General features: G+C 67.1%; 17 protein-coding genes. 10 read left to right on the forward strand and 7 right to left on the reverse strand.

Annotated elements, in window-relative coordinates:
* Positions 1–61 precede the first annotated feature (61 nt).
* A complete protein-coding gene (locus ACQR2C_RS19820; RefSeq protein WP_316239428.1) occupies positions 62–1318 on the reverse strand; it encodes an aminopeptidase in 1257 nt (418 codons plus the stop codon).
* A gap of 1102 nt (positions 1319–2420) precedes the next feature.
* Entirely contained in the window at positions 2421–2816 is a 396-nt protein-coding gene (locus tag ACQR2C_RS19825) for a GFA family protein (protein WP_316239429.1), read from the reverse strand.
* 342 nt (positions 2817–3158) lie between these two features.
* Between ACQR2C_RS19825 and ACQR2C_RS19830 the strand changes: the two genes are divergently transcribed.
* Positions 3159–3725, forward strand: a complete 567-nt coding sequence (locus ACQR2C_RS19830; RefSeq protein WP_434881905.1) for a hypothetical protein — start codon at positions 3159–3161, stop codon at positions 3723–3725.
* Positions 3726–3786: 61 nt separating this feature from the next.
* On the opposite strand, the gene ACQR2C_RS19835 is transcribed toward ACQR2C_RS19830, so the two are convergent.
* Genes ACQR2C_RS19835 through ACQR2C_RS19850 form a run of 4 tightly spaced genes read right to left on the reverse strand, consistent with a single transcriptional unit; the run spans position 3787 to position 9676 of the window.
* Complete coding sequence (locus tag ACQR2C_RS19835) at positions 3787–6954, reverse strand: efflux RND transporter permease subunit (protein WP_434881906.1); 3168 nt, start codon at positions 6952–6954, stop codon at positions 3787–3789.
* A complete protein-coding gene (gene ihpB / locus ACQR2C_RS19840; RefSeq protein WP_434881907.1) occupies positions 6947–7933 on the reverse strand; it encodes a divalent metal ion exporter adaptor subunit IhpB in 987 nt (328 codons plus the stop codon). Before ihpB ends, ACQR2C_RS19835 begins: the two co-directional genes overlap by 8 nt.
* Complete coding sequence (gene ihpA, locus ACQR2C_RS19845; RefSeq protein WP_434881908.1) at positions 7930–9198, reverse strand: divalent metal ion exporter subunit IhpA; 1269 nt, start codon at positions 9196–9198, stop codon at positions 7930–7932. Before ihpA ends, ihpB begins: the two co-directional genes overlap by 4 nt.
* 58 nt (positions 9199–9256) lie before the next feature.
* Positions 9257–9676, reverse strand: coding sequence for a hypothetical protein (locus tag ACQR2C_RS19850; RefSeq protein ID WP_434881909.1), 420 nt, complete (start codon positions 9674–9676; stop codon positions 9257–9259).
* Between the two features lie 272 nt (positions 9677–9948).
* Between ACQR2C_RS19850 and ACQR2C_RS19855 the strand changes: the two genes are divergently transcribed.
* The 8 genes from ACQR2C_RS19855 (at position 9949) to ACQR2C_RS19890 (ending at position 17072) form a co-directional block, all read left to right on the forward strand.
* Complete coding sequence (locus ACQR2C_RS19855) at positions 9949–11424, forward strand: amidase (RefSeq protein WP_434881910.1); 1476 nt, start codon at positions 9949–9951, stop codon at positions 11422–11424.
* A gap of 205 nt (positions 11425–11629) precedes the next feature.
* Positions 11630–11809, forward strand: coding sequence for a DUF2256 domain-containing protein (locus ACQR2C_RS19860; protein ID WP_434881990.1), 180 nt, complete (start codon positions 11630–11632; stop codon positions 11807–11809).
* A 4-nt stretch (positions 11810–11813) separates the two neighbouring features.
* Positions 11814–12266: a DUF3429 domain-containing protein gene (locus ACQR2C_RS19865; protein ID WP_434881911.1), complete on the forward strand. Its 453-nt coding sequence runs from the start codon at positions 11814–11816 to the stop codon at positions 12264–12266.
* A gap of 65 nt (positions 12267–12331) precedes the next feature.
* Positions 12332–13081: an aspartate/glutamate racemase family protein gene (locus tag ACQR2C_RS19870; protein WP_434881912.1), complete on the forward strand. Its 750-nt coding sequence runs from the start codon at positions 12332–12334 to the stop codon at positions 13079–13081.
* A gap of 147 nt (positions 13082–13228) precedes the next feature.
* Complete coding sequence (locus ACQR2C_RS19875) at positions 13229–14314, forward strand: ABC transporter ATP-binding protein (protein ID WP_434881913.1); 1086 nt, start codon at positions 13229–13231, stop codon at positions 14312–14314.
* Positions 14315–14339: 25 nt separating this feature from the next.
* Positions 14340–15386, forward strand: a complete 1047-nt coding sequence (locus ACQR2C_RS19880) for an ABC transporter substrate-binding protein (protein WP_434881914.1) — start codon at positions 14340–14342, stop codon at positions 15384–15386.
* Positions 15387–15390: 4 nt separating this feature from the next.
* Positions 15391–16260, forward strand: coding sequence for an ABC transporter permease (locus tag ACQR2C_RS19885; protein ID WP_434881915.1), 870 nt, complete (start codon positions 15391–15393; stop codon positions 16258–16260).
* The gene (locus ACQR2C_RS19890; RefSeq protein WP_316216698.1) at positions 16257–17072 is read left to right on the forward strand and encodes an ABC transporter permease; all 816 of its coding nucleotides are present in this window, start codon (positions 16257–16259) and stop codon (positions 17070–17072) included. The genes ACQR2C_RS19885 and ACQR2C_RS19890 overlap by 4 nt, the downstream gene beginning before the upstream one ends.
* Positions 17073–17622: 550 nt before the next feature.
* Here the strand turns inward: ACQR2C_RS19890 and uraH are convergent.
* Complete coding sequence (uraH, locus tag ACQR2C_RS19895; protein WP_315805248.1) at positions 17623–17964, reverse strand: hydroxyisourate hydrolase; 342 nt, start codon at positions 17962–17964, stop codon at positions 17623–17625.
* 80 nt (positions 17965–18044) lie between these two features.
* Between uraH and ACQR2C_RS19900 the strand changes: the two genes are divergently transcribed.
* Positions 18045–19409: an amidase gene (locus ACQR2C_RS19900; RefSeq protein WP_434881916.1), complete on the forward strand. Its 1365-nt coding sequence runs from the start codon at positions 18045–18047 to the stop codon at positions 19407–19409.
* Positions 19410–19502: the final 93 nt, after the last annotated feature.

Below are 19502 nucleotides of genomic sequence, written 5' to 3' on the forward strand. Positions count from 1 at the left end.
GCCCGCTTCGGGCCGGTGCACGCGTGGCGCCGGCCCGTCATGCGTCAGGCCCACTCGTCCTTCAAGCCCACTCGCCCTTGCGGAACACCGGCACGCGGCGGCCGTCTTCATGGAGGCCGTCGATGTCGGTGTCGGCCGCGCCGATCATCCAGTCGATGTGGATCAGGCTCTGGTTGCCGCCCTGGGCGGCGATCTGCTGCGGCGACAGCGACGTTCCGTTGACGAAGCACTTCGAGTAGCACTGGCCGAGCGCGATGTGCGAGGCGGCGTTCTCGTCGAACAGCGTGTTGTAGAACAACAGGCCGCTCTTGGAGATCGGCGAGGAGTGCGGCACCAGCGCGACTTCGCCGAGCCGACGCGCGCCCTCGTCGGTGTCGAGCACCTTGTTCAGCACTTCCTCGCCCTTCGAGGCCTTGGCCTCGACGATGCGGCCCTCCTCGAACTTCACCTGGATGTTGTCGATCAGCGTGCCCTGATAGGACAGCGGCTTGGAGCTGACGACGTGACCCGACACGCGACGGCAATGCGGCGTCGTGAACACTTCCTCGGTCGGGATGTTGGCATTGCAGGTGATGCCGTTCTTGGCGGTCGAGGCGCCGCCCTCCCATTCATGGCCGTCGGCGAGACCGATCGTCAGGTCCATGCCGGGTCCGGTGTAATGCAGCGCACTGAAGCGCTGGCCGTTGAGCCATTCGGTGCGCTCGCGCAGCACCGCGTTGTGGCGCTCCCAGGCCGACACCGCATCCTCGCGATCGACGCGCGACGCCGCGAAGATCGCGTCCGCGAGCTTCGCCACCGCGACCTCTTCCGGGACATCCGGGAAGACCAGCTTGGCCCAGGAGAGGCTCGGATAGGCGATGATGTTCCAGTTGGTCTCGAAATTCGTGATCTTCTCCAGCGCCGGCTGATAGGCCTTGGAGTTGGCCTTGCTGGCGCGCGCCACCTTGGCCGGATCCTGGCCGGACAGCAGCATCGGATTGTCGCCGACGATGGCGAGCCGCGCGGTGTTCTCCGAGAACGCCTTGGCCATGCCCTGATAGAGCCAGTCGGCGGCGCGATCGAAGCTGTTGTCATGGCCGAAACGATAGCGCGCCAAGGTCAGCTCCTCGTCGGAGAAGAACGACGTCACGATCCCCGCGCCGGCCTTGTAGGCGTGCTCGGCGACCTTGCGCACCAGCGGCAGCGCCACCGACGGCGCGGTCAGCAGCAGATCCTGACCGGGCCGAAGCTGCAAGCCGACCTTCACCGCGACCTCAGCCAGGCGGTCGAGCTTCACGGGATCGATGGCGGCATCGAAGTTGCTGAAATGTGCGGTCATCAGGAGGGTCCAGTTCCGTTTCTTTGCAGTGTTGAAGAGATAGGCCAAACGGTCGGGCGGTCAATGGCGAACGGGGGCGACTCCGGCATCGCCTCTCCGCCCTTGTCGCCGCCGAGCATGGCGCTGACAACTGCCGTGAAGGCGTTCGGAGACATGGCTGACACCTCAAAACGGCCCTGTGGGTCCGCACCCGTCGCTTTCCAAAGCTGAGCCGCGGGCTCGGAGCCGCTCTCCCTCGGAGGGCAGGGCTATCACATATGGCGATCGAGGTTTTGCGCTTACCTCTCTCCGCGTCATCATGCTGAGAACGACGTGGATGCCCGGGCAAGGCGGGCATGACGGAGTAACTAACCTGCAGAATCGTTCGTCGCGATGGCCCTGTATCTCCATATGCGATAGCCCTGCCCTGGAGGGGGAGGGTCGGCACTGAGCCAGTGGCGCGTCGTGATCAACAATTTTGAGCGGCATATGGGGATGTGCGTCCATGGCCTCGCGGCGCCCCAGGCGTCCGAGTGATACAGTGGTCTCACCCTCTTCAAACGAAAGGGTGCAGGGAAGGCCGGACCTCGACTGAGGCCCGTGGCCCGCCTGCTCAAAAAATGCAGGCGGCAGGTACCACAGGTCCAGCCGGATGATCCGGCCCTCCCTGCGCGATGGCTTTACGGCTGCTTCGCGTTCTCCCCGGTGCGCCGGGCTTTTTGGTCACCGTCACCCACGCGGCGCCATTGGCGCCAACGCAGGCTTGATACTGGCATCGGAGTATCAGGACCACGCGACTTGACCGTGCGAGCCGATGTTGTTCGTCCGCGCGAATGACCACGCTGCAAACCGGCCCGCCCATCACATCCCGCCTCCACGTGTCGTGACGACCGCGATACGCCCCTCGTCGATGAGGCGGGACAGCGACAAACAATCATGATTTTCCGAAACCGCCAAGCAGGATATTTTTTCTGCCGGGACTGGACAGCCCAAATCAGCCTGAACCTGCTCGTGAAATCAGTCTCCAGACGCAGCAGCGATCGAACGGATCAGGGGCTGGAACGAGCTTGTTCATCTCAGCGCGAGGGCATGAGTCGCCCGACGGGCGGCGTTCTCGATCGCGTCAGTCGTCGACGCGCAGCCCACCACCATCAACGTACCAGTCGGCGCGTGACGCCCAGTGCGCGTGGCGATCGGGAACGGTGCCGAGCGGCTCATCGAAGCCGCCGGCAGGAATGATCGCTTCTCGGCCGCTGCGCGTCAGATGCGGCACCGGACTGCCGCACGTGCTGCAGAAGGCCGTGGCGAAGCTGCGCGCCTGCGGCAGGTCGAACCGCGTGACGTTCGTCTCGCCGCCCAGCCAGCGCAGCGCCGCCGCCTTGACGACGACCTCACAGGAGTGCGCCGCGCCGCTGGCCTTGCGACAGCGCGAGCAATGGCAATTGAGGAATTTGTCGAACGGCCCATCGACCTCGAAGCCGACCCGGCCGCAGAGGCAACTGCCGCGGAACGTGGTCATGACGATCTCCTATGAGTGCGCTGGAATGACCAAGAGCGCCGCACGCGTGGAGGATGTTACTTATACCGACTGCATCCTTGCAGCTATCAGGACGACTGAAGGCCCGCCTCGGTCGCCGCATTGTTAGTAGGTAGCATGGTCTTCCCACGCGGAACACTCGACTGTTTGTGAGTCATCCTCGACATCGAGAGTCAATCACTCCTGATGAATTGGAACCGGGATGACCGGACAGCGCTGTCGCGCAAATGCATGGCTCACAGGGGATTCGGTCACTTTGAGGACATGTTTAGAGGTTGATTGGCGCGCGGCAGGGGGATTTCACAGCGTACAGGAGTCCTCCAAATGTACCGCGTTGTTATTGTCGTCGCCGCATTGCTGGCTCTCTCCGTTCAAGCCGAGGCGCGTCCTCGTCACCATCATCATCACTACTCGTACCGTCACCATCACTCCGTCATGAACGCCATGGCCTCGATCCCCGGCGAGGGCCGCGTTGTCGGTGGCCGGCCGTCGGGATGCCCGCATGCCTTCTGTGGCTGCGAAGCGTCGCTCTATACGTTCGGCCGGGTCATTCCCGAGTTGAATCTCGCATCCAACTGGCGTCGCTTTCCACGCGCGGCTCCCGCACCGGGCATGGCTGCGGTCCGCTCCGGCCACGTCATGATCCTGCAGCAGCAGGTTGCGGGCAACATCTGGTATGTGCATGACGGCAATTCCGGCGGTCACGTCACCCGCGAGCATCCGCGCTCGATTGCCGGCTACACGATCGTGAACCCGACGGGCGGTTCCACGATGTTCGGCGCAGCGGCGCGTGTCACGCGCGAAGCCCGTGCGCCGAGATATCAGCGGTTCGCCCGCAATGCACGGACCGACGGCTGGATGGCCAGCGCGGCGCCGATGGCGTTCAACTAGGTCTCGACGCCAGCGCGCGCGGCATGCAGCTACGAAGTCGCGAGCTGCATGCCGCTTCCGCCTACACGCTCCGCGCCTCGCGTCTGAACAGCACGTAGAGCGCCGGCAGCACCAGCAGCGTCAGCATCGTCGACGAGATGATGCCGCCGATGACGACGGTGGCGAGCGGGCGCTGGACCTCGGCGCCGGCGCCGGTCGCGATCGCCATCGGCACGAAGCCGAGCGAGGCGACCAGTGCCGTCATCAGCACCGGCCGCAATCGCGCCAGCGCGCCCTCCTCCACCGCCGCGCGGACGGAGCGGCCCTCCTGGCGCAGCCGTTCGATGAAGGCGATGATGACCAGGCCATTGAGCACGGCGACGCCTGACAGCGCGATGAATCCGACGCCGGCCGAGATCGACAGCGGCAGGCCGCGCAGCAGCAGCGCGGCGATGCCGCCGGTCAGCGCCAATGGCACGCCGGAGAACACCAGCGCGGCGTCGGCAAACGAGCCCATGCTCATGAACAGCAGCAGAAACACCAGCGCCAGCGCGATCGGCACCACAATCGTGAGACGCTTGGTCGCCGACACCAGTTGCTCGAACTGGCCGCCCCAGCCGATCCAATAGCCCGGCGGCAGCTTGACCTTCTCGGCGACCGCGGCCTGCGCGTCGGTCACGAACGAGCCGAGGTCGCGGGCGCGAACATTGGCTGACACGACGATCCGCCGCTTGCCGTTCTCGCGGCTGACCTGGTTCGGCCCCGGCGCCGAGGCGACCGCGGCCACCGACGACAGTGGCACGTAGCGCGGCTGTGCCGCCGAGGAGAATGCGGTGCGCAGCGGCGCGACATTCGCCTCCTCACCCGCCGGCAGCGGAATCGGGATCGCGCGGATCGCATCGAGATTGCCGCGCAGACGCTCGGGGAGCCGGACGACGATGTCGAAGCGGCGGTCGCCGTCGAACAGCTTTCCGGCCGCCTTGCCGCCGATCGCGATCTCGACCACGCTCTGCACTTCGGCCACGCTGAGGCCGTAGCGCGACAGCGCCTGGCGGTCGATCCTGACCGTCAGGATCGGCAGGCCCGCGACCTGCTCGGTCTTGACGTCGGTGGCGCCATTGACGCCGAGGATCGCGGCTTCGACCTGGCGCGCCGCCCCCTGCAGGATGTCGAGATCGTCGCCGAAGATCTTGATGCCGACGTCGCTGCGCACGCCGGAGATCAGCTCGTTGAAGCGCAACTGGATCGGCTGCGAGATCTCGTAGTTGCTGCCGGGGATCTCGTCGGCCGCCGCCTCGATCTCGGCGACGAGCTGCGCCTTCGGCTTCGCAGGGTCGGGCCACTCCTCGCGCGGCTTCAGCATGATGTAACCGTCACCCTGCGACGGCGCCATCGGATCGGTCGCCACCTCCGCCGTGCCGATGCGGGTGAAGACGTCCTTCACTTCGGGTATCAGCCGCAGCCGCGCATCCAGCGCCTTCTGCAGATCGACCGAGAGGGTCAGGCTCGTTCCCGGGATGCGCAACGCCGCGAGCGCGACATCGCCCTCGTCGAGGCTCGGGATGAACTCGCCGCCCATGCGCGTCGCGGCAAAGCCGCTCGCCGCGACGATCACCACGGCTATGGCCGCGACCATCAGGCGGTGCGCGATCACGCCGCGCAGCAGCGGCGCGTAGATCCGCCGCGCGCCGCGCATGACGAAATTCTCCTGTTCGGAGACCTTGCCGGTGACGAAGATCGCGACCGCTGCCGGCACGAAGGTGATCGAGAACAGCACGGCGGCGCCGAGCGCCATCAGCACCGTCAGCGCCATCGGCGTGAACATCTTGCCCTCGACGCCGGTCAGCGTCAGCACCGGCAGATAGACCACGGCGATGATGCCGGTGCCGAACAGGCTCGGGCCGATCACCTCGCGCGCGCCGCTGACGATGGTCTGCAACCGCTCGGCGGTCGTGAGCAGCCCGCCCTTGCGATGCTGCGCCTGGGCCAGCAGCCGCAGGCAGTTCTCGACGATGATGACGGCACCATCGACGATGATGCCGAAATCGATCGCGCCGAGGCTCATCAGGTTGGCGCTGACCCTGCTCTCGACCATGCCGGTGATGGTCATCGCCATCGACAGCGGGATGATGCAGGCGGTGACCAGCGCGGCCCGGATGTTGCCGAGCAGCAGGAACAGCACCACGACGACCAGCGCGGCGCCTTCGAGCAGGTTCTTCTCCACGGTGCGGATCGTCGCTTCGACCAGATGGGTGCGGTCGTAGAGCGTGCGCGTGACCACGCCCTCGGGCAGCGATTTGGCGATGTCGTCAAGCCGGGCCGCGACGCGACGCGCCACGGCGCGGCTGTTCTCGCCGATCAGGAGCATCGCCGTACCCAGGATCGTCTCCTCGCCGTTGAGCGTCGCGGCGCCCGTGCGCAGGTCGCGCCCTTCGCTGACCTCGGCGACGTCGCCGATGCGCACCGGCGTGCCGCCGCGGGCGCCGATCACGATGTCCTTCAGCTCGGCGGCGCTGCCGACCTGGCCCGGCGCACGCACCAGATATTGCTCGCCATTGCGCTCGATATAGCCGGCGCCGACATTGGCATTGTTGGAGGCGAGCGCGGCGATGACGTCGCGGAAGCTGATCTTGTAGGCCATGAGACGGCCGGGATCCGGCAGCACGTGGAACTGGCGCTCGAAGCCGCCGATGGTGTTGACCTCGATCACGCCCTGCACGCCGCGCAGTTGCGGCCGGATGATCCAGTCCTGGATGGTGCGCAGATCGGTCGGCGAGTAGTCCGCGCCGTCAGGCGTCTTGGCGCCGGGCCTGGCTTCGACCGCATACATGAAGATCTCGCCGAGCCCGGTCGAGAGCGGTCCCATCGCGACCTCGACGCCCGGCGGCAGCTGGTCCTTGATCTGCTGGATGCGCTCGTTGACGAGCTGGCGCGCGAAATAGATGTCGGTGCCGTCCTGGAACACGACGGTGACCTGGCTCAGCCCATAGCGCGACAGCGAGCGGGTGTAATCCAGCTTCGGCAGGCCGCCCATCGCGGTCTCGACCGGAAAGGTGATGCGCTGCTCGGTCTCGAGCGGCGAGTAGCCGGGCGCCTTGGTGTTGATCTGCACCTGCACGTTGGTGATATCGGGCACGGCGTCGATCGGCAGCCGGGTAAAATTCCAGGCGCCGAAGCCGGCCGCGGCGAGCGCGACCAGCAGCACCAGCCAGCGCTGGCGCACGGCGAAGGCAAGGAGCGCGTCAATCATGCTCGGCCTCCCCCTTGCCCATCTCCGCCTTCACCACAAAGCTGTTCTCGGCGACGTAGTGTTCGCCGGCAGAGAGACCGTCGCGGATTTCGACATAGGTCGGATCCGATTCGCCGAGCGCGACGGGACGCGCCTCGATCTTGTCGCCCTCCTCGCGCACGAACACGACGGTCTTGTTCTCCAGGGTCTGGATCGCGCTGGCGCGGACCGCCACGGCAACGCTGCGCTTGGCGAGAACCAGCCGCGCGGTGACGAACAGGCCCGGACGCAGCCGGCCGTCGGGATTGGCCAGCACGACGCGGGCGAGCGCGGTCTGCGTTTCGCTGGCGCCGACCGGCGCGATGTAGGAGACGTGGCCGCGGATCGCGCCGCGTCCGTCATCGGGGTCGATCAGCACCTCGTCGTCGAGCCGGACGCGCCTGAGGTCCTGGCGGTAGATCGACAGGTCGACCCAGATCGTGGAGAGATCGGCGACCACGAAGGCCGGCTTCTGCTCGGAGGCGTATTCGCCGAGCGAGATCTGGCGGTCGATGATGGTGCCGCCGATCGGCGCCTTGAGATCATACGCCGTCAGGCTCTGATTGCTCTCGATCGCGGCGAGCAGCTCGTCCTTGGCGACGGTGTCGCCGATGCGCTTCTTGATGGCACGGACGATGCCGGGAAAGCGCGGCGTCACCTGCACCAATGCTTCCTGGTTGGCGCGCAGCACGCCGTTGAACGATAGCGTATCCGACAAGGTCGCGGGTCCGGCTTCGGCGAGCGCGACGCCGGCCGCGGCGAGCTTCACGTTGCTGATGCGGATGCGGTCGGCGCCATGTTCGTCCTGCTCGACACGATCCTTCGGCGCCGCCTTCTCGGCATGATCGGCATGGCCGACCGTTGCGTCGGCATGCGGCTCCGCCTCGCCCAGCAGGCGCGATGCGCCGGCGCCGGCCGCGGCAGCGAGGACGGCAATCAGGATGATGGTGAACGGTCTCATCGCGCGCTCTCCCGTGCCAGGGTGAAGGGACGGCCGACCAGGCCTTCGATCGTCGCCACGGCGACATGGATGTTCTGCAGCGCCTCCTGCTCGCGCAGGCGCGCCTGCGCCACGCTCGCCTGCGCGTCCAGCACTTCGAGCAAAGAGAAGCGGCCGGCGCTGTAGCCCTGCGCGATCTCGTCGGCGGCCTCCTGCGCCCTGGGGATCGCGATCTCGCGCAACACCGACAATTCCCGCAGCGAGCTTTGCAGCGAGTCGTAGGCGCGGCCGGCGATCACCAGCAGCGCGTTGCGGTTGGCCTTGCGCTCGGCTTCGGTCTTGGCGAGGCTTTCCTGCGCCGAGAGGATGTTGCCCTGGTTCTGGTCGAACACCGGGATCGGCACGGAGACGCTGAGCCTGACGGCATCATCCTGGGTGTCGTTGAAGTGCCGCCAGCCGGCGCCGACACGGACGTCGGGATAGGGCTTGAGCCGGGCCAGCAGCAGCTCGGCATTGCGCTGGGCGTAGACCGCGGTCCAGCGGACGAGCTGCGGATTGGCATCGATGGCCGCGATCACGGTCTGGAACGCCGGCGGCTGGCCGGTCGCGTCGAACCGGCCGGTGACGGCCGGCAGCTTCGCCGAGCTGTCGCCGATCAGCACGGCGAGCTCGCGGCGCGCGCTCGACAGCGTCGCCTTGACGCGCTCGCGATCGGCCCGCACCAGCGCCGAGGCGACCTCGGCGCGGCCGGTCTCCGCCGGCGACGACGCGCCGGCCTCGACGCGACGGCGCAGCAGCGGCGTCAGGCGATCGAGCGCTGCGACCTGATCGTCGAGGATCTGGATGCGCCGCTGCGTGGCGAGCACGGTGACGAAGGCGATCGCGGTCTCCGACAGCACTTCCAGCCGCACCGCCTGGCGCTGGATCTCGGCGACCCGTACGCCGGCCTGGCCGGCGACGATGCGCGCGTCGCGCTTGCCGAACCATTCGAACGCCTGGCTGATCTGCAAGGTGGTCTCGGCCGAGCGCGTGCCGCGATATTGACCCGAGCCAAGCGAATTGTCCTGCTCGTAGGACAGCTCGGGATTGAGCAGCGCGCCCGCCTGCAGCCGCTGGCCGGAGGCGATGCCGATGTCGCGGTCGGCGGCGGACAGCCGCGGATTGGCGGCGAGCGCGCGCGAGAGCGCCGCGCGGAGGGTCAGCGTCTGCGCCGCTGACGCGTGCACGGACAGAGCGAGCAGGGCTGCGGCGCCGATGGCGCGCGCAGCCATCCCGGGGAATGGCATGAGATGAACCTGTCTGGACGGGCAAGGATGGACGGCGTCGGCCGTCCGGCACGTTGCGTCAGCTCAGGTGTCTTGGCGGCGGAGACTCGGACTCGGGAAGGATGCCTGCACTGAGCAGGGGAACGGCCCAGCCGGTCGCGGCCACGACCTCGGCCGGGACGGCGGCAAACTGCGGCTGCGGCACGGCCACCGAGAAGCAGCCATGGCAATGATGGTCGGCGACGCCGCGCTGATCGGTGTGGCCCGCCCGGTCGAGCAGCGACGCGATCTCCGGCTTGCCGGCGGAGGGATGGGCGACGTCGATGTCACAGGCGCCGTGCAGCGCGCCGGCGAGAACATAGGCGAGCATCAGGCAGGCAGCCACGATCCGGCGCAGCATGCGCGGACGGCTCGTGATGTCTCGTTTGCCAATGCTGCGCACCGCGCCCCCTGTTCGGCCAGCGGATAGCACGCGGCCGGCGCGGTTGTCGATCAGCAACAATGTAACAAGAGGAACCGGGAACGGCGCGTCTGGCGCGGCACAGCGTGCATCCGCCGCGATCGGCCGAAGGCGTGCCCGAGTGCCGATTTCCGGAACGCGCGTGGGCCGTGCGATCACCGGTGAGCCGTGGCGCATGAGCGCGCCGTATTGGCGGCATGCAGCGTGCTTGATTGACTCGCCGCCTTCGCAAACTAAGGTTCGCGCCGCGGAACATGCGGGGCACGGACTCATCGAACACGCGATGCGCCGCGCGAAGGATCGGAAGACAGATGACGTTGGCGATGAGCTGGGACGAGTGGGCCCGGCATGATGGCATGGCGCTGGCGGCGCGCGTTCGCAATGGCGAGCTGACGGCGGCGGAGCTGGCGCGGCAGGCGGCTGAAGGCATTGCCAAGGTGGATCCGGCGCTCTCGGGCGTGGTTGAAGTCTTCGCCGATGCGGTCGAAGATCCCATCAAGGCGGGCGCCAATGCCGACGGCGCCTTCGCCGGCCTGCCGTTCCTGATGAAGGATCTGGGGCCGACCATGGCCGGGCGCCTGCAGGAGCAGGGCTCGCTGTTCATGCGCGGCAACCGTCCCGCCGCCGACACGCACCTGACGGCGAAGATGCGCAAGGCCGGCCTCAATCTGATGGGCCGCACCACCACGCCGGAGTTCGGCGTCTGCAGCTCGGCCGAGAACCCGGCCGTCTACGTCACGCGCAATCCGTGGAATACCGACTACACGACCTGCGGCTCGTCGGCCGGCAGCGCGGCGATGGTCGCCGCCGGCGTCGTGCCGATCGCGCATGCGACCGATGGCGGCGGCTCGATCCGGATTCCCGCAGGCGTCAACGGCAATATCGGGCTGAAGGTCTCGCGCGGCGTATTCTCGATCGCGCCGCATCTGTCGGATCTCACCGGGCTGGTCTCGATCCAGGGCTGCCAGTCGCGCAGCGTGCGCGACACCGCGGCGTTCGTCGACCATTGCCGCGGCGGCGCGCCGGGCGAATTCATGCCGTACTGGACCACGCCGGAGCCTTACGTCGAGCTGATCAAGCGCGATCCCGGCAAGCTCAGGATCGCGCTGTCGCATCAATGGGGCGACTATCGCGCCACGCCGCACATCGCTTCAGAGCTGGCGCGTGTCGGCAAGTTCCTCGAGGGCCTCGGCCACCACGTCGGCTACGCGCTGCCCGACGTGGACTATCGCGCCGCATTCGCGGCGCAGACCACCTGCTACATCTCCAACTTCGCGATCGTCATCAACAACCTGCTCGCGTCACGCAAGCTCGAGCGGCCGCCGGCCGAGCTGATCGAGCCGATCAACATCCGGATCTGGGAGGCGGGCCGCGGCACCAGCTTCGCCGAGCGCGCGGCGATGCAGACGGCGTTCAACACCACCTCGCGCGCCTTCGGTACCTTCTTCGAGGACTGGGACATCATCCTGACGCCGATCACCGCACTGCCGACCCCGAAGATCGGCACCACCGAATACCTGACGATCAGCGACAATCCGGACGTGCTCGACTGGTTCGAGAACCTCTGGCGCAACTTCGCGTTCACGCCGCTCGCCAACCTCTGCGGCATTCCGGCGATCTCGCTGCCGCTCGCGACCAACGAGCACGGCCTGCCGCTCGGCATCCAGGCGATCGGCAAGCAGGCCGACGACGGCCTGCTGCTGCAGCTCGCGGCCCAGATCGAGCGCGCGATCGAGGGCAAGTGGAACGGCGGTGCCACGCCCGCCGTGCACGTGACCAAAGCCTGAGCCGCAACCACGAGCGCCCCGCGGACCACTGATCCGGCGGCGCCCATCGATCGTTGTTCAGCGTGGACGTTGCCGGCCTGAGCCGGCGCGTCGCACTGATCGGCGAGGGCGAACGTGACGGACGAGCGGACCGCGACGCGTTCCGGCAGGGAGGCGGCAGATGCCGCCCCGCCCCGGCGCGGCATGCGGGTCCCGCGGTGACGCCATGCCGAAGATGCGGCGCAAGGCCGACTTGCCGACCAGGATATGCTCTGCGTGCGGCCGCCCGTTTGCGTGGCGGCGCAAATGGGCACGCGACTGGGACGAGGTGAGATACTGCTCGGACCGCTGCCGATCCGACCGCGGCCGGACGCCCGCTGCGATCGCCAAGAGCCGCGGAGGCTAGCGTCATGATGTCCGGCGTCCCCGCTCCGATGCGCATTCTCGGCTTCGCCGGGCTGATTCCGTTCGCGGGCCTCGCCGCATTTGTGATCGCTGGTGACGATCCGATGCGGCAGGCCGCGCTGCGCGCGCAGATCGGCTATGGCGCGGTCACCGTGAGCTTCCTCGGTGCGATCCATTGGGGCGTCGCCGTGCAGATGCCGGCGCTGGCAGGCTGGCCGCGCATGAGCTGGGGGGTGACGCCGTCCCTGCTCGGCTGGGTCGCGCTGTTGCTGCCGCCGCTGCCCGCGTTGGTGCTGCTCGCAGCCGCGCTGCTGACCGCGTTGGTCTACGATGAGTTCAGCTTCGGCGGCGACGATCGACGGGCCTGGTTCCTGAAGCTGCGGCGGCTGCTCAGCCTTGGTGCAATACTGTCTCTGCTCGCCACGCTGATAGGCATCGTGGTCAAGGGCGCGCTCTGACGGCCACCGTTCTGGACAATGCGGCAATCCCTCGGGCAAGCTCGCTTATCCACTCGCGAGGCGCCATGAACATCCTGCTGCTCAATCCCAACATCCGCACCGACATCACCGACCTGATGCTGCAGGTCGGCCGGGAGGCTGCTGCGCCCGGCACCACCCTGATCCCCTGCACCGCGCCGCGCGGCGTGCCCTACATCGCCACCCGCGCCGAGGCGCAGATCGGCGGCGCCGTCGCACTGGAGATGCTGGCGGAGCGTCACGGCACCTTCGACGCTGCGATCATCGCCGCGTTCGGCGATCCCGGCCTGTTCGCGGCGCGCGAGCTGTTCGACGTGCCGGTGATCGGGCTTGCGGAGGCCGCGATGCTGACGGCCTGCATGGCCGGACGGCGCTTCGCAATCGTCACCTTCGCCCAGGCGCTCGGCCCCTGGTACGAGGAGTGCGTGCGCATGCACGGGCTGATGGAGCGCTGCGCCGGCATCCGCATGCTCGACGGCAGCTTCAAGCAGATCTCCGACGTGCAGCATGAAAAGGAGGAGCTGCTGGTCGAGCTGGCGCTGCGCGCGGTCGAGGAGAACGACGCCGACGTCCTGATCTTCGCCGGCGCGCCACTGTCGGGGCTTGCCGCCCGGGTCGCGCATCGCATTCCCGTCCCCGTGGTCGATCAGGTGATCGCCGCGGTGAAGCAGGCCGAAGCACTGCTCGCCTTGAAGATGTGCAAAGCCACCGCCGGCACCTTCCGCCGCCCGGCCGCGAAGCCGACGACGGGCTTGCCCGAGGCGCTGGCCGCACGGCTGGAGCACCGCGACGGGTAGTTGGGCCGAGCAATCTTGTTAGCTGGCGCGCGGGCCGAAACTCGTCCTACTCCCGTACCCCACGTCCTCTTCTGTACACAAACCACCTTCGTTGCCTGAAAAGGCGGCACGCTTCTTGCTTTTTCAAACGAATAGAGCAGGAAGCCCATGGCCAGCGTATCGGAAGCCAAGTCGCTCGTTCTGGATCGGATCACGCACCGCTTCGCCAGCGGCACGATGGCCGTCTCCGACATCAATCTCGACGTGAAAGGCGGCGAAATCATCGCCCTGCTTGGGCCCTCGGGCTGCGGCAAGACCACGCTTTTGCGCATCATCGCCGGCTTCATCGGCCAAAGCGAGGGGCGCGTCATCATCGGCAACGACGTCGTCGACGCGCTGCCGCCCAACCGCCGCGCCGTCGGCATCGTGTTCCAGAACTACGCGCTGTTTCCGCATCTCTCGATCACCGAGAATGTCGGCTACGGCCTCGCCGCGCGCGGCGTCGACAGGGCGACGCGCAACAAGGAAGCGCAGCGGCTGCTCGACATGGTGCAGCTCGGCCCGTTCGGCGAGCGGCTGCCGCGGCAGTTGTCCGGCGGACAGCAGCAGCGCGTGGCGCTGGCGCGCGCACTGGCGATCAAGCCGTCGATCCTGCTGCTCGACGAGCCGTTCGCGGCGCTCGACAAGAATTTGCGGCTCGACATGCAGATCGAGGTCAAGCGGCTGCAGCGCATGGCCGGAACCACCACCCTGATCGTCACTCATGATCAGGAGGAGGCGCTGTCGATGGCCGATCGTGTCGCGGTTCTCAGCCACGGCCACCTCGAGCAGTTCGGCACGCCCAGCGAGATCTACGACCAGCCACAGACTCTGTTCGTGAACAGCTTCGTCGGTACCGCGAACAGGATGAAGGGTACGGTGCTTGCGACCGCTGCTGATGGCGTGAAGGTCGCGCTGGAGGCCGGCGGTGAGATCATCGCCCGCGCGCCCAAGCCGGTCAGTGCCTCGGACAAGGTCACCGTCTGCCTGCGTCCCGAGCACCTCACCTTCGTCAGCGACGACACCGGATTTGCCGGCGAGATCGGCATGGCGTTGCCGCTCGGCGCCACCGTCGTGCACGAGATCAAGGCCCAGGACGGATCCAGCATCAAGATCTCGCAAGCCCGCACCGGCGGCACGCCGCTGCGCGAGGCCGGCACGCCGGTGCGCATCGCACCGCTCGCGCCGGGGTTGGCCACTGTCTTCCCGCAATGAACAAACCAACACATCGGAGTGAAACATGATGCTTGATCGCCGCCGGCTCCTGACCAGCGCCCTGACGCTGGGAGCCATGCACGCCTTCCCGGGCTTGAGCCTTGCGCAGGCGCGGCCGCTGGTGTTCGCGACCTTCACCGGCAGCTGGGAAGAAGCACATAAAGCCGTGCTCGTCCCTGCCTTCCGCAAGGCCAACGCCGATGCGGCGATCGTGCTCGATCCGATGCTGTCGGTCGACCAGATCGCCAAGGTCAATGCCGCCAAGGCCAATCCGCCGATCGACGTCATGCTGCACGACCCGGGTCCGGCGCTGGTCGCGATCGGCCAGGACCTCGTCGATCCGTTCCCGGCCGACAAGAGCGCCTATTTCAAGGACCTGATCCCGGAAGCGCAGGACGCGATGGGCCCGGCGCCGTTCTTCCAGGTCGTCGGCCTCACCTACAATCCGGAGACGGTGAAGACGCCGCCGACCTCATGGGCCGATCTGTGGAAGCCCGAGTTCAAGGGCAAGGTCGGCATCACCAATCTGAACTCCACGCTCGGCACCGGCTGGCTGGTCGAGATCGCGCGCATGCGCGGCGGGTCGGAGGCCAATGTCGACGAAGGCTTCAAGGCGCTGGAGGAGCTGAAGCCGAACCTCGCCGCCGTCGCCGCCAATCCCGGCGCGCTGGCGACCCTGTTCCAGCAGGGCCAGATCGACATCTCGCCCGGCAATTTCAACGCCATCCAGATCCTGAAAGCGCGCGGCGTGCCGGTCGAGTTCGTGGCGCCCAAGGAAGGCGCGATCGCCTTCAAGACCACGATCCACGTCGTCAAGAACTCGCCGAACAAGGAGCTCGCCTTCAAGCTGATCGAGGCGGCGCTGTCGCCGGAAGTGCAGACCACCTTGATGAATCCGCCCTATCTGATCGTGCCAACCAACACCAAGGTCGCGATGTCCGGCGAGATCGCCAAGGTGCTGGCCAAGGACACCGCCGAGCTGAAGAAGAAGTTCGTGTTCCAGGACTGGAAGAAGATCAACGAGCAGCGCGCCTCCTGGATCGAGAAGTTCAACCGCGACATCAAGATCTGAAACGATGAAGAGCGCCACGACAGCACCTGATGACGTGACCAGCTTCACCCTGGGGCTTGCCTTGCCCTTGGGGCTGGTGTTCGCGATCTTCTTCGTGCTGCCGCTGGCGCAACTGCTCTATCTCTCGCTGCACAACGACACCGCGGCGACGGTGTGGGGGCTCGGCCAGTACATCAAGTTCCTGACCGATCCCTTCAGCCTCGCCGTGCTCGGCTCGACGCTCCTGCTCGGCGCCGAGGTGACGCTCGCCTGCCTCGTGCTCGGCTATCCCATCGCCTGGCTGTACCAGCGCTCCGGCAGCCGGGTGCAGACCCTGATCATCATGATCGTGCTGCTGCCGCTGCTCACCAGCGTCGTCGTCCGCACCTTCGCCTGGATCGTGATCCTGGGCCGGCAGGGCATCATCAACTCCGTTCTGCAATCACTCGGGTTGATCGGCACGCCGCTGCGCATGATCTACACGCAAGGCGGGCTCATCGCCGCGCTTGCGCAGGTGCAGATGCCGCTGATGGTGCTGCCCCTGATCACGGCGATCGGCCGCATCGATCCCAACCTCTCCGACGCCTCGGCCTCGCTCGGCGCCGGCAGCTGGCGCACCTTCTTCAAGGTGATGCTGCCGCTGTCGATGCCCGGCATCATCGCCGGCTGCACATTGACCTATGCTGCGGCGATCACCGCCTTCATCACCCAGTCGCTGGTTGGCGGCGGCCAGATGCTGTTCATGCCGATGTATCTGTACCAGCAGGCTTCGACCCTGCAGAACTGGCCGTTCGCGGCGGCGATCTCGATCATCTTCCTGTTCGCGGTGCTCGCCATCGTCGCGCTGTTCTCGATGCTCGGGCGGCGTGCCCGCGGCTATGGAGAGGCGCGATGAGCAGGCGGCGAAAAAACTGGGAAGCGCTGAGCTTCCAGATCGTGATGACGGTCATTGCCATCATGGCGCTGATCCTGATCGTCTCGCCGTCGCTGGTCGTGGTCATCGTCTCGTTCACGTCGGGCTTTTCGCTCAAATTCCCGCCGCCCGGCTATTCGACGCGCTGGTACGTCGAATTGTGGAACGCCTGGCAACTGCAATTCGCCGCGCGCAACAGCGTCGTCGTCGCGCTGTGGTCGACGGGGCTCTCGATCGTGCTCGGGGTCGCCGCGGCGCTGGCGATCTCGCGCTCCAAGACGCTGACCGCAAAGCTCCTGGACTCCTTGTTCATGTCGCCGCTGGTGCTGCCCGCGCTCGCCTTCGGGCTTGCGGCGCTGATGTTCTTCTCGCTGGTCGGCCTGCCGGTGTCGCTGCTGACACTCGTCATCGGCCACACCATCGTCTGCGTGCCCTACGTCGTCCGCAACACCGTCGCCGCCCTGGCCCAGCTCGAGCCGACCTTGCTGGAAAGCTCGGCGATCCTCGGTGCCAGCAGGCTCTACACGTTCCGCCGCATCGTGCTGCCGCTGATCCGCCCCGGCATCATCTCCGGCGCGTTCATCGCCTTCATGTCGTCGTTCGACAACGTGCCGGTGTCGCTGTTCCTGCGCGATGCCGCCACCGACATGCTGCCGATCCGGATGTGGCAGGACCTCGAAGGCAAGCTCGACGTCACCATCGCTGCACTGTCGAGCGTGCTGATCATCGCCACGATCGCGCTGATGGCGATCATGGAGAGGACGACGGGACTGTCGAAGCGGCTGACGGGTTAGTGGCGCGAGGTCGGGGGCCTCATGGATCGAGACGCGCCGCGAGGCGGCGCTCCTTACCATGAGGGTCAAGCGGCGGAGCGGCCGCTGCACAGAGGACCATGAACATGCTGTCAGCGTGTTCATGGAGAGCAACCTCATGGAGAAGCGAGAAACCGATCGACCTTGCCGCGGGCGGGACGGCCGTGACTGCGCCCTCGCCCCTTATGGGAGAGGGCATGTACAATAGCGCAACGATCTCGGTCGGGTGAGGGGTCTGTCTCAACGAGTTGCGCTCGCGGAGAGGACCCCTCACCCGACCGAGCCTGAGGATCAGCCGGCGATGCCCTCTCCCACAAGGGGCGAGGGCACTGCATCGCGCAGCGTTGCGGAGGTTGCATCAAAAGACCAGAGATCGGGAAGCGAGAAGAGAGTCCGGCGCCGAAGCTGGAGCTACACGTGAACTATGAGCCGTGTGTTCATGGAGAGGGTGAATATCTCGCCGCGAAATCAGCCCTCATCCTGAGGAGCCCGCCGCAGGCGGGCGTCTCGAAGGACGGCCGCGCGCGACGCACTAGGCCCCACGAAAGATCGAATAGCCCCAGGGCGTGAATTTCAGCGGCAGGTGAAAATGCTCCTCGACCTTGTCGATCGCGAAGCGAAACGGCACAGTGGTGAGGAATTTCGTTTGAGCGTTTGCCCCGAAGAACTCGCCGACATGGAACAGCACCTCATACTCGCCAGCCGTGACGCCCTCGCCCTTGACGACAGGCGCCTGCAGCGTGCCGTCGGCGCCGAGCTGTCCCTCCGCGAGCAGCGTGCGATCCGGCGTCAGGCGCCAAATCGCGACGCGCAGGCCACGCGCGGGGCGCCCGTTCGCCACGTCAACCGCATGAACCGAGATCCCGCCGGCCATCACCCACCTCATCCTGTCTTTGCTGCGATGATAGACGCGAAATCGGTCGTCGCGCCAGCCACGCAATGGACTGAGACATCATGTCCGTGACGGCATCCCAGATCGCAAGCGCTGTCCTGGAACGGCAGGCGTCGGCCAGAGAGACGGCCGAGCAGGCGCTTGCGCGCATTGCCGCGGCGCGCGACCTCAACGCCGTCGTCACGATCGATCCCGAACGTACGTACGCTGAGGCCGATGCCGTCGACGCGCGTGTTGCAGTCGGAGAGCAGCTCCCGCTGGCTGGCGTGCCGATCGTGGTCAAGGACAACATCTGGGTCGAGGGTTGGCGCATCACGCAGGGCTCGCGGCTGTTCACCGATTTCATTGCGCCAGAGGATGCGATCGCCATCGCGCGGCTGCGGCGCGCTGGCGCCGTCATTGTCGGCATCGGCGCGACCTCCGAATTCGCTTGCAAGGGCGTGACGACCTCGCTCCTGTACGGGCCGACCCGCCATCCGCTGGATCAGCAGCTCACGCCCGGCGGCTCGTCCGGCGGGCCGGCTGCGGCGGTGGCGGCCGGGCTCGTGCCGCTCGCGATCGGCACCGATGCCGGCGGCTCGAGCCGCCGGCCGCCGGCCCATGTCGGCGTGGTCGGATTCAAGCCGTCCTACGGCGCGATCCCCTATGGGCCTGGCTTTGCCGAGCCGTTCTGGCGCATCTCGGTGATCGCGCCGATCGCCGCCGATGTCGCCGATGCCAGGCTTGCGTTCGAGGTCATGGCCGGTGCCGATCCGCGCGATCCCGATGCGTTCGATGTGGCCGCGGCCGATCAGGAGAAGCCGCTTCGCGTGACATTCTCGCCGCGGCTCGGCTTGGATGTCGCCGTCGATCACGAGGTGAGTGCCGGCTTGCAGCAGGCCGTCGCCCGGCTCCGCGCCAGTGGCATGACAATCGAGGACAAGAATCCGATCTGGCCGGCAGGGCTTGCCGAAGATGCGGTGATGCCGCTGCAGCACGCCGGGCTGGCCGCACTCTACGGCGAAGGCTTTCGCAGCGATCCCACGCAGTTCGACCCGGACATCGCCAAACAGATCGAGCGCGGCCTCGGCCTGAGCGGCGCAGACGTGGCGCGCGCGATGGAAGCGAGCACGCAGATCGCGCGCGCGTTTGCGGCGTTCTTCACCGAGGTCGACGTGCTGCTCGCGCCGACCGTGCCCTGCGTCGCCTGGCCGTTCACGCAGCTCGGCCCAGCGGAGATTGGTGGCAAACCCGCCATGCCGCGGGCGCACGCGGTGTTCACGCCTTACGCCAACCACGCCGGCGTGCCGGCGATCTCGATTCCGTGCGGGACCAATTCGCAGGGCCTGCCCTTCGGCCTGCAACTGATCGCCGCACGCGGGCGCGATCGGATGCTGCTGGACGTGGCGGCGCGGGCGGAGAGAGTGTTGCTTGGTTCGTTTGAATGAGCTCACGGCGGTCTTAACCTCGCCCCGCTTGCGGGGAGAGGTCGGATTGCATCGCCAGATGCAATCCGGGTGAGGGGGTACAGGTCCAACAAC

The sequence above is a fragment of the Bradyrhizobium sp. HKCCYLRH3061 genome, assembly GCF_051168015.1.
Taxonomy (GTDB): Bacteria; Pseudomonadota; Alphaproteobacteria; order Rhizobiales; family Xanthobacteraceae; genus Bradyrhizobium.

Bases quoted from the DNA above. Each gene is read 5' to 3' on its own strand.
- ACQR2C_RS19820 (WP_316239428.1), bottom strand. From the start codon at position 1,318: ATGACCGCACATTTCAGCAACTTCGATGCCGCCATCGATCCCGTGAAG.
- ACQR2C_RS19825 (WP_316239429.1), bottom strand. From the start codon at position 2,816: ATGACCACGTTCCGCGGCAGTTGCCTCTGCGGCCGGGTCGGCTTCGAG.
- ACQR2C_RS19830 (WP_434881905.1), top strand. From the start codon at position 3,159: ATGTACCGCGTTGTTATTGTCGTCGCCGCATTGCTGGCTCTCTCCGTT.
- ACQR2C_RS19835 (WP_434881906.1), bottom strand. From the start codon at position 6,954: ATGATTGACGCGCTCCTTGCCTTCGCCGTGCGCCAGCGCTGGCTGGTG.
- ihpB (WP_434881907.1), bottom strand. From the start codon at position 7,933: ATGAGACCGTTCACCATCATCCTGATTGCCGTCCTCGCTGCCGCGGCC.
- ihpA (WP_434881908.1), bottom strand. From the start codon at position 9,198: ATGCCATTCCCCGGGATGGCTGCGCGCGCCATCGGCGCCGCAGCCCTG.
- ACQR2C_RS19855 (WP_434881910.1), top strand. From the start codon at position 9,949: ATGACGTTGGCGATGAGCTGGGACGAGTGGGCCCGGCATGATGGCATG.
- ACQR2C_RS19860 (WP_434881990.1), top strand. From the start codon at position 11,630: ATGCCGAAGATGCGGCGCAAGGCCGACTTGCCGACCAGGATATGCTCT.
- ACQR2C_RS19865 (WP_434881911.1), top strand. From the start codon at position 11,814: ATGATGTCCGGCGTCCCCGCTCCGATGCGCATTCTCGGCTTCGCCGGG.
- ACQR2C_RS19870 (WP_434881912.1), top strand. From the start codon at position 12,332: ATGAACATCCTGCTGCTCAATCCCAACATCCGCACCGACATCACCGAC.
- ACQR2C_RS19875 (WP_434881913.1), top strand. From the start codon at position 13,229: ATGGCCAGCGTATCGGAAGCCAAGTCGCTCGTTCTGGATCGGATCACG.
- ACQR2C_RS19880 (WP_434881914.1), top strand. From the start codon at position 14,340: ATGATGCTTGATCGCCGCCGGCTCCTGACCAGCGCCCTGACGCTGGGA.
- ACQR2C_RS19885 (WP_434881915.1), top strand. From the start codon at position 15,391: ATGAAGAGCGCCACGACAGCACCTGATGACGTGACCAGCTTCACCCTG.
- ACQR2C_RS19890 (WP_316216698.1), top strand. From the start codon at position 16,257: ATGAGCAGGCGGCGAAAAAACTGGGAAGCGCTGAGCTTCCAGATCGTG.
- uraH (WP_315805248.1), bottom strand. From the start codon at position 17,964: ATGGCCGGCGGGATCTCGGTTCATGCGGTTGACGTGGCGAACGGGCGC.
- ACQR2C_RS19900 (WP_434881916.1), top strand. From the start codon at position 18,045: ATGTCCGTGACGGCATCCCAGATCGCAAGCGCTGTCCTGGAACGGCAG.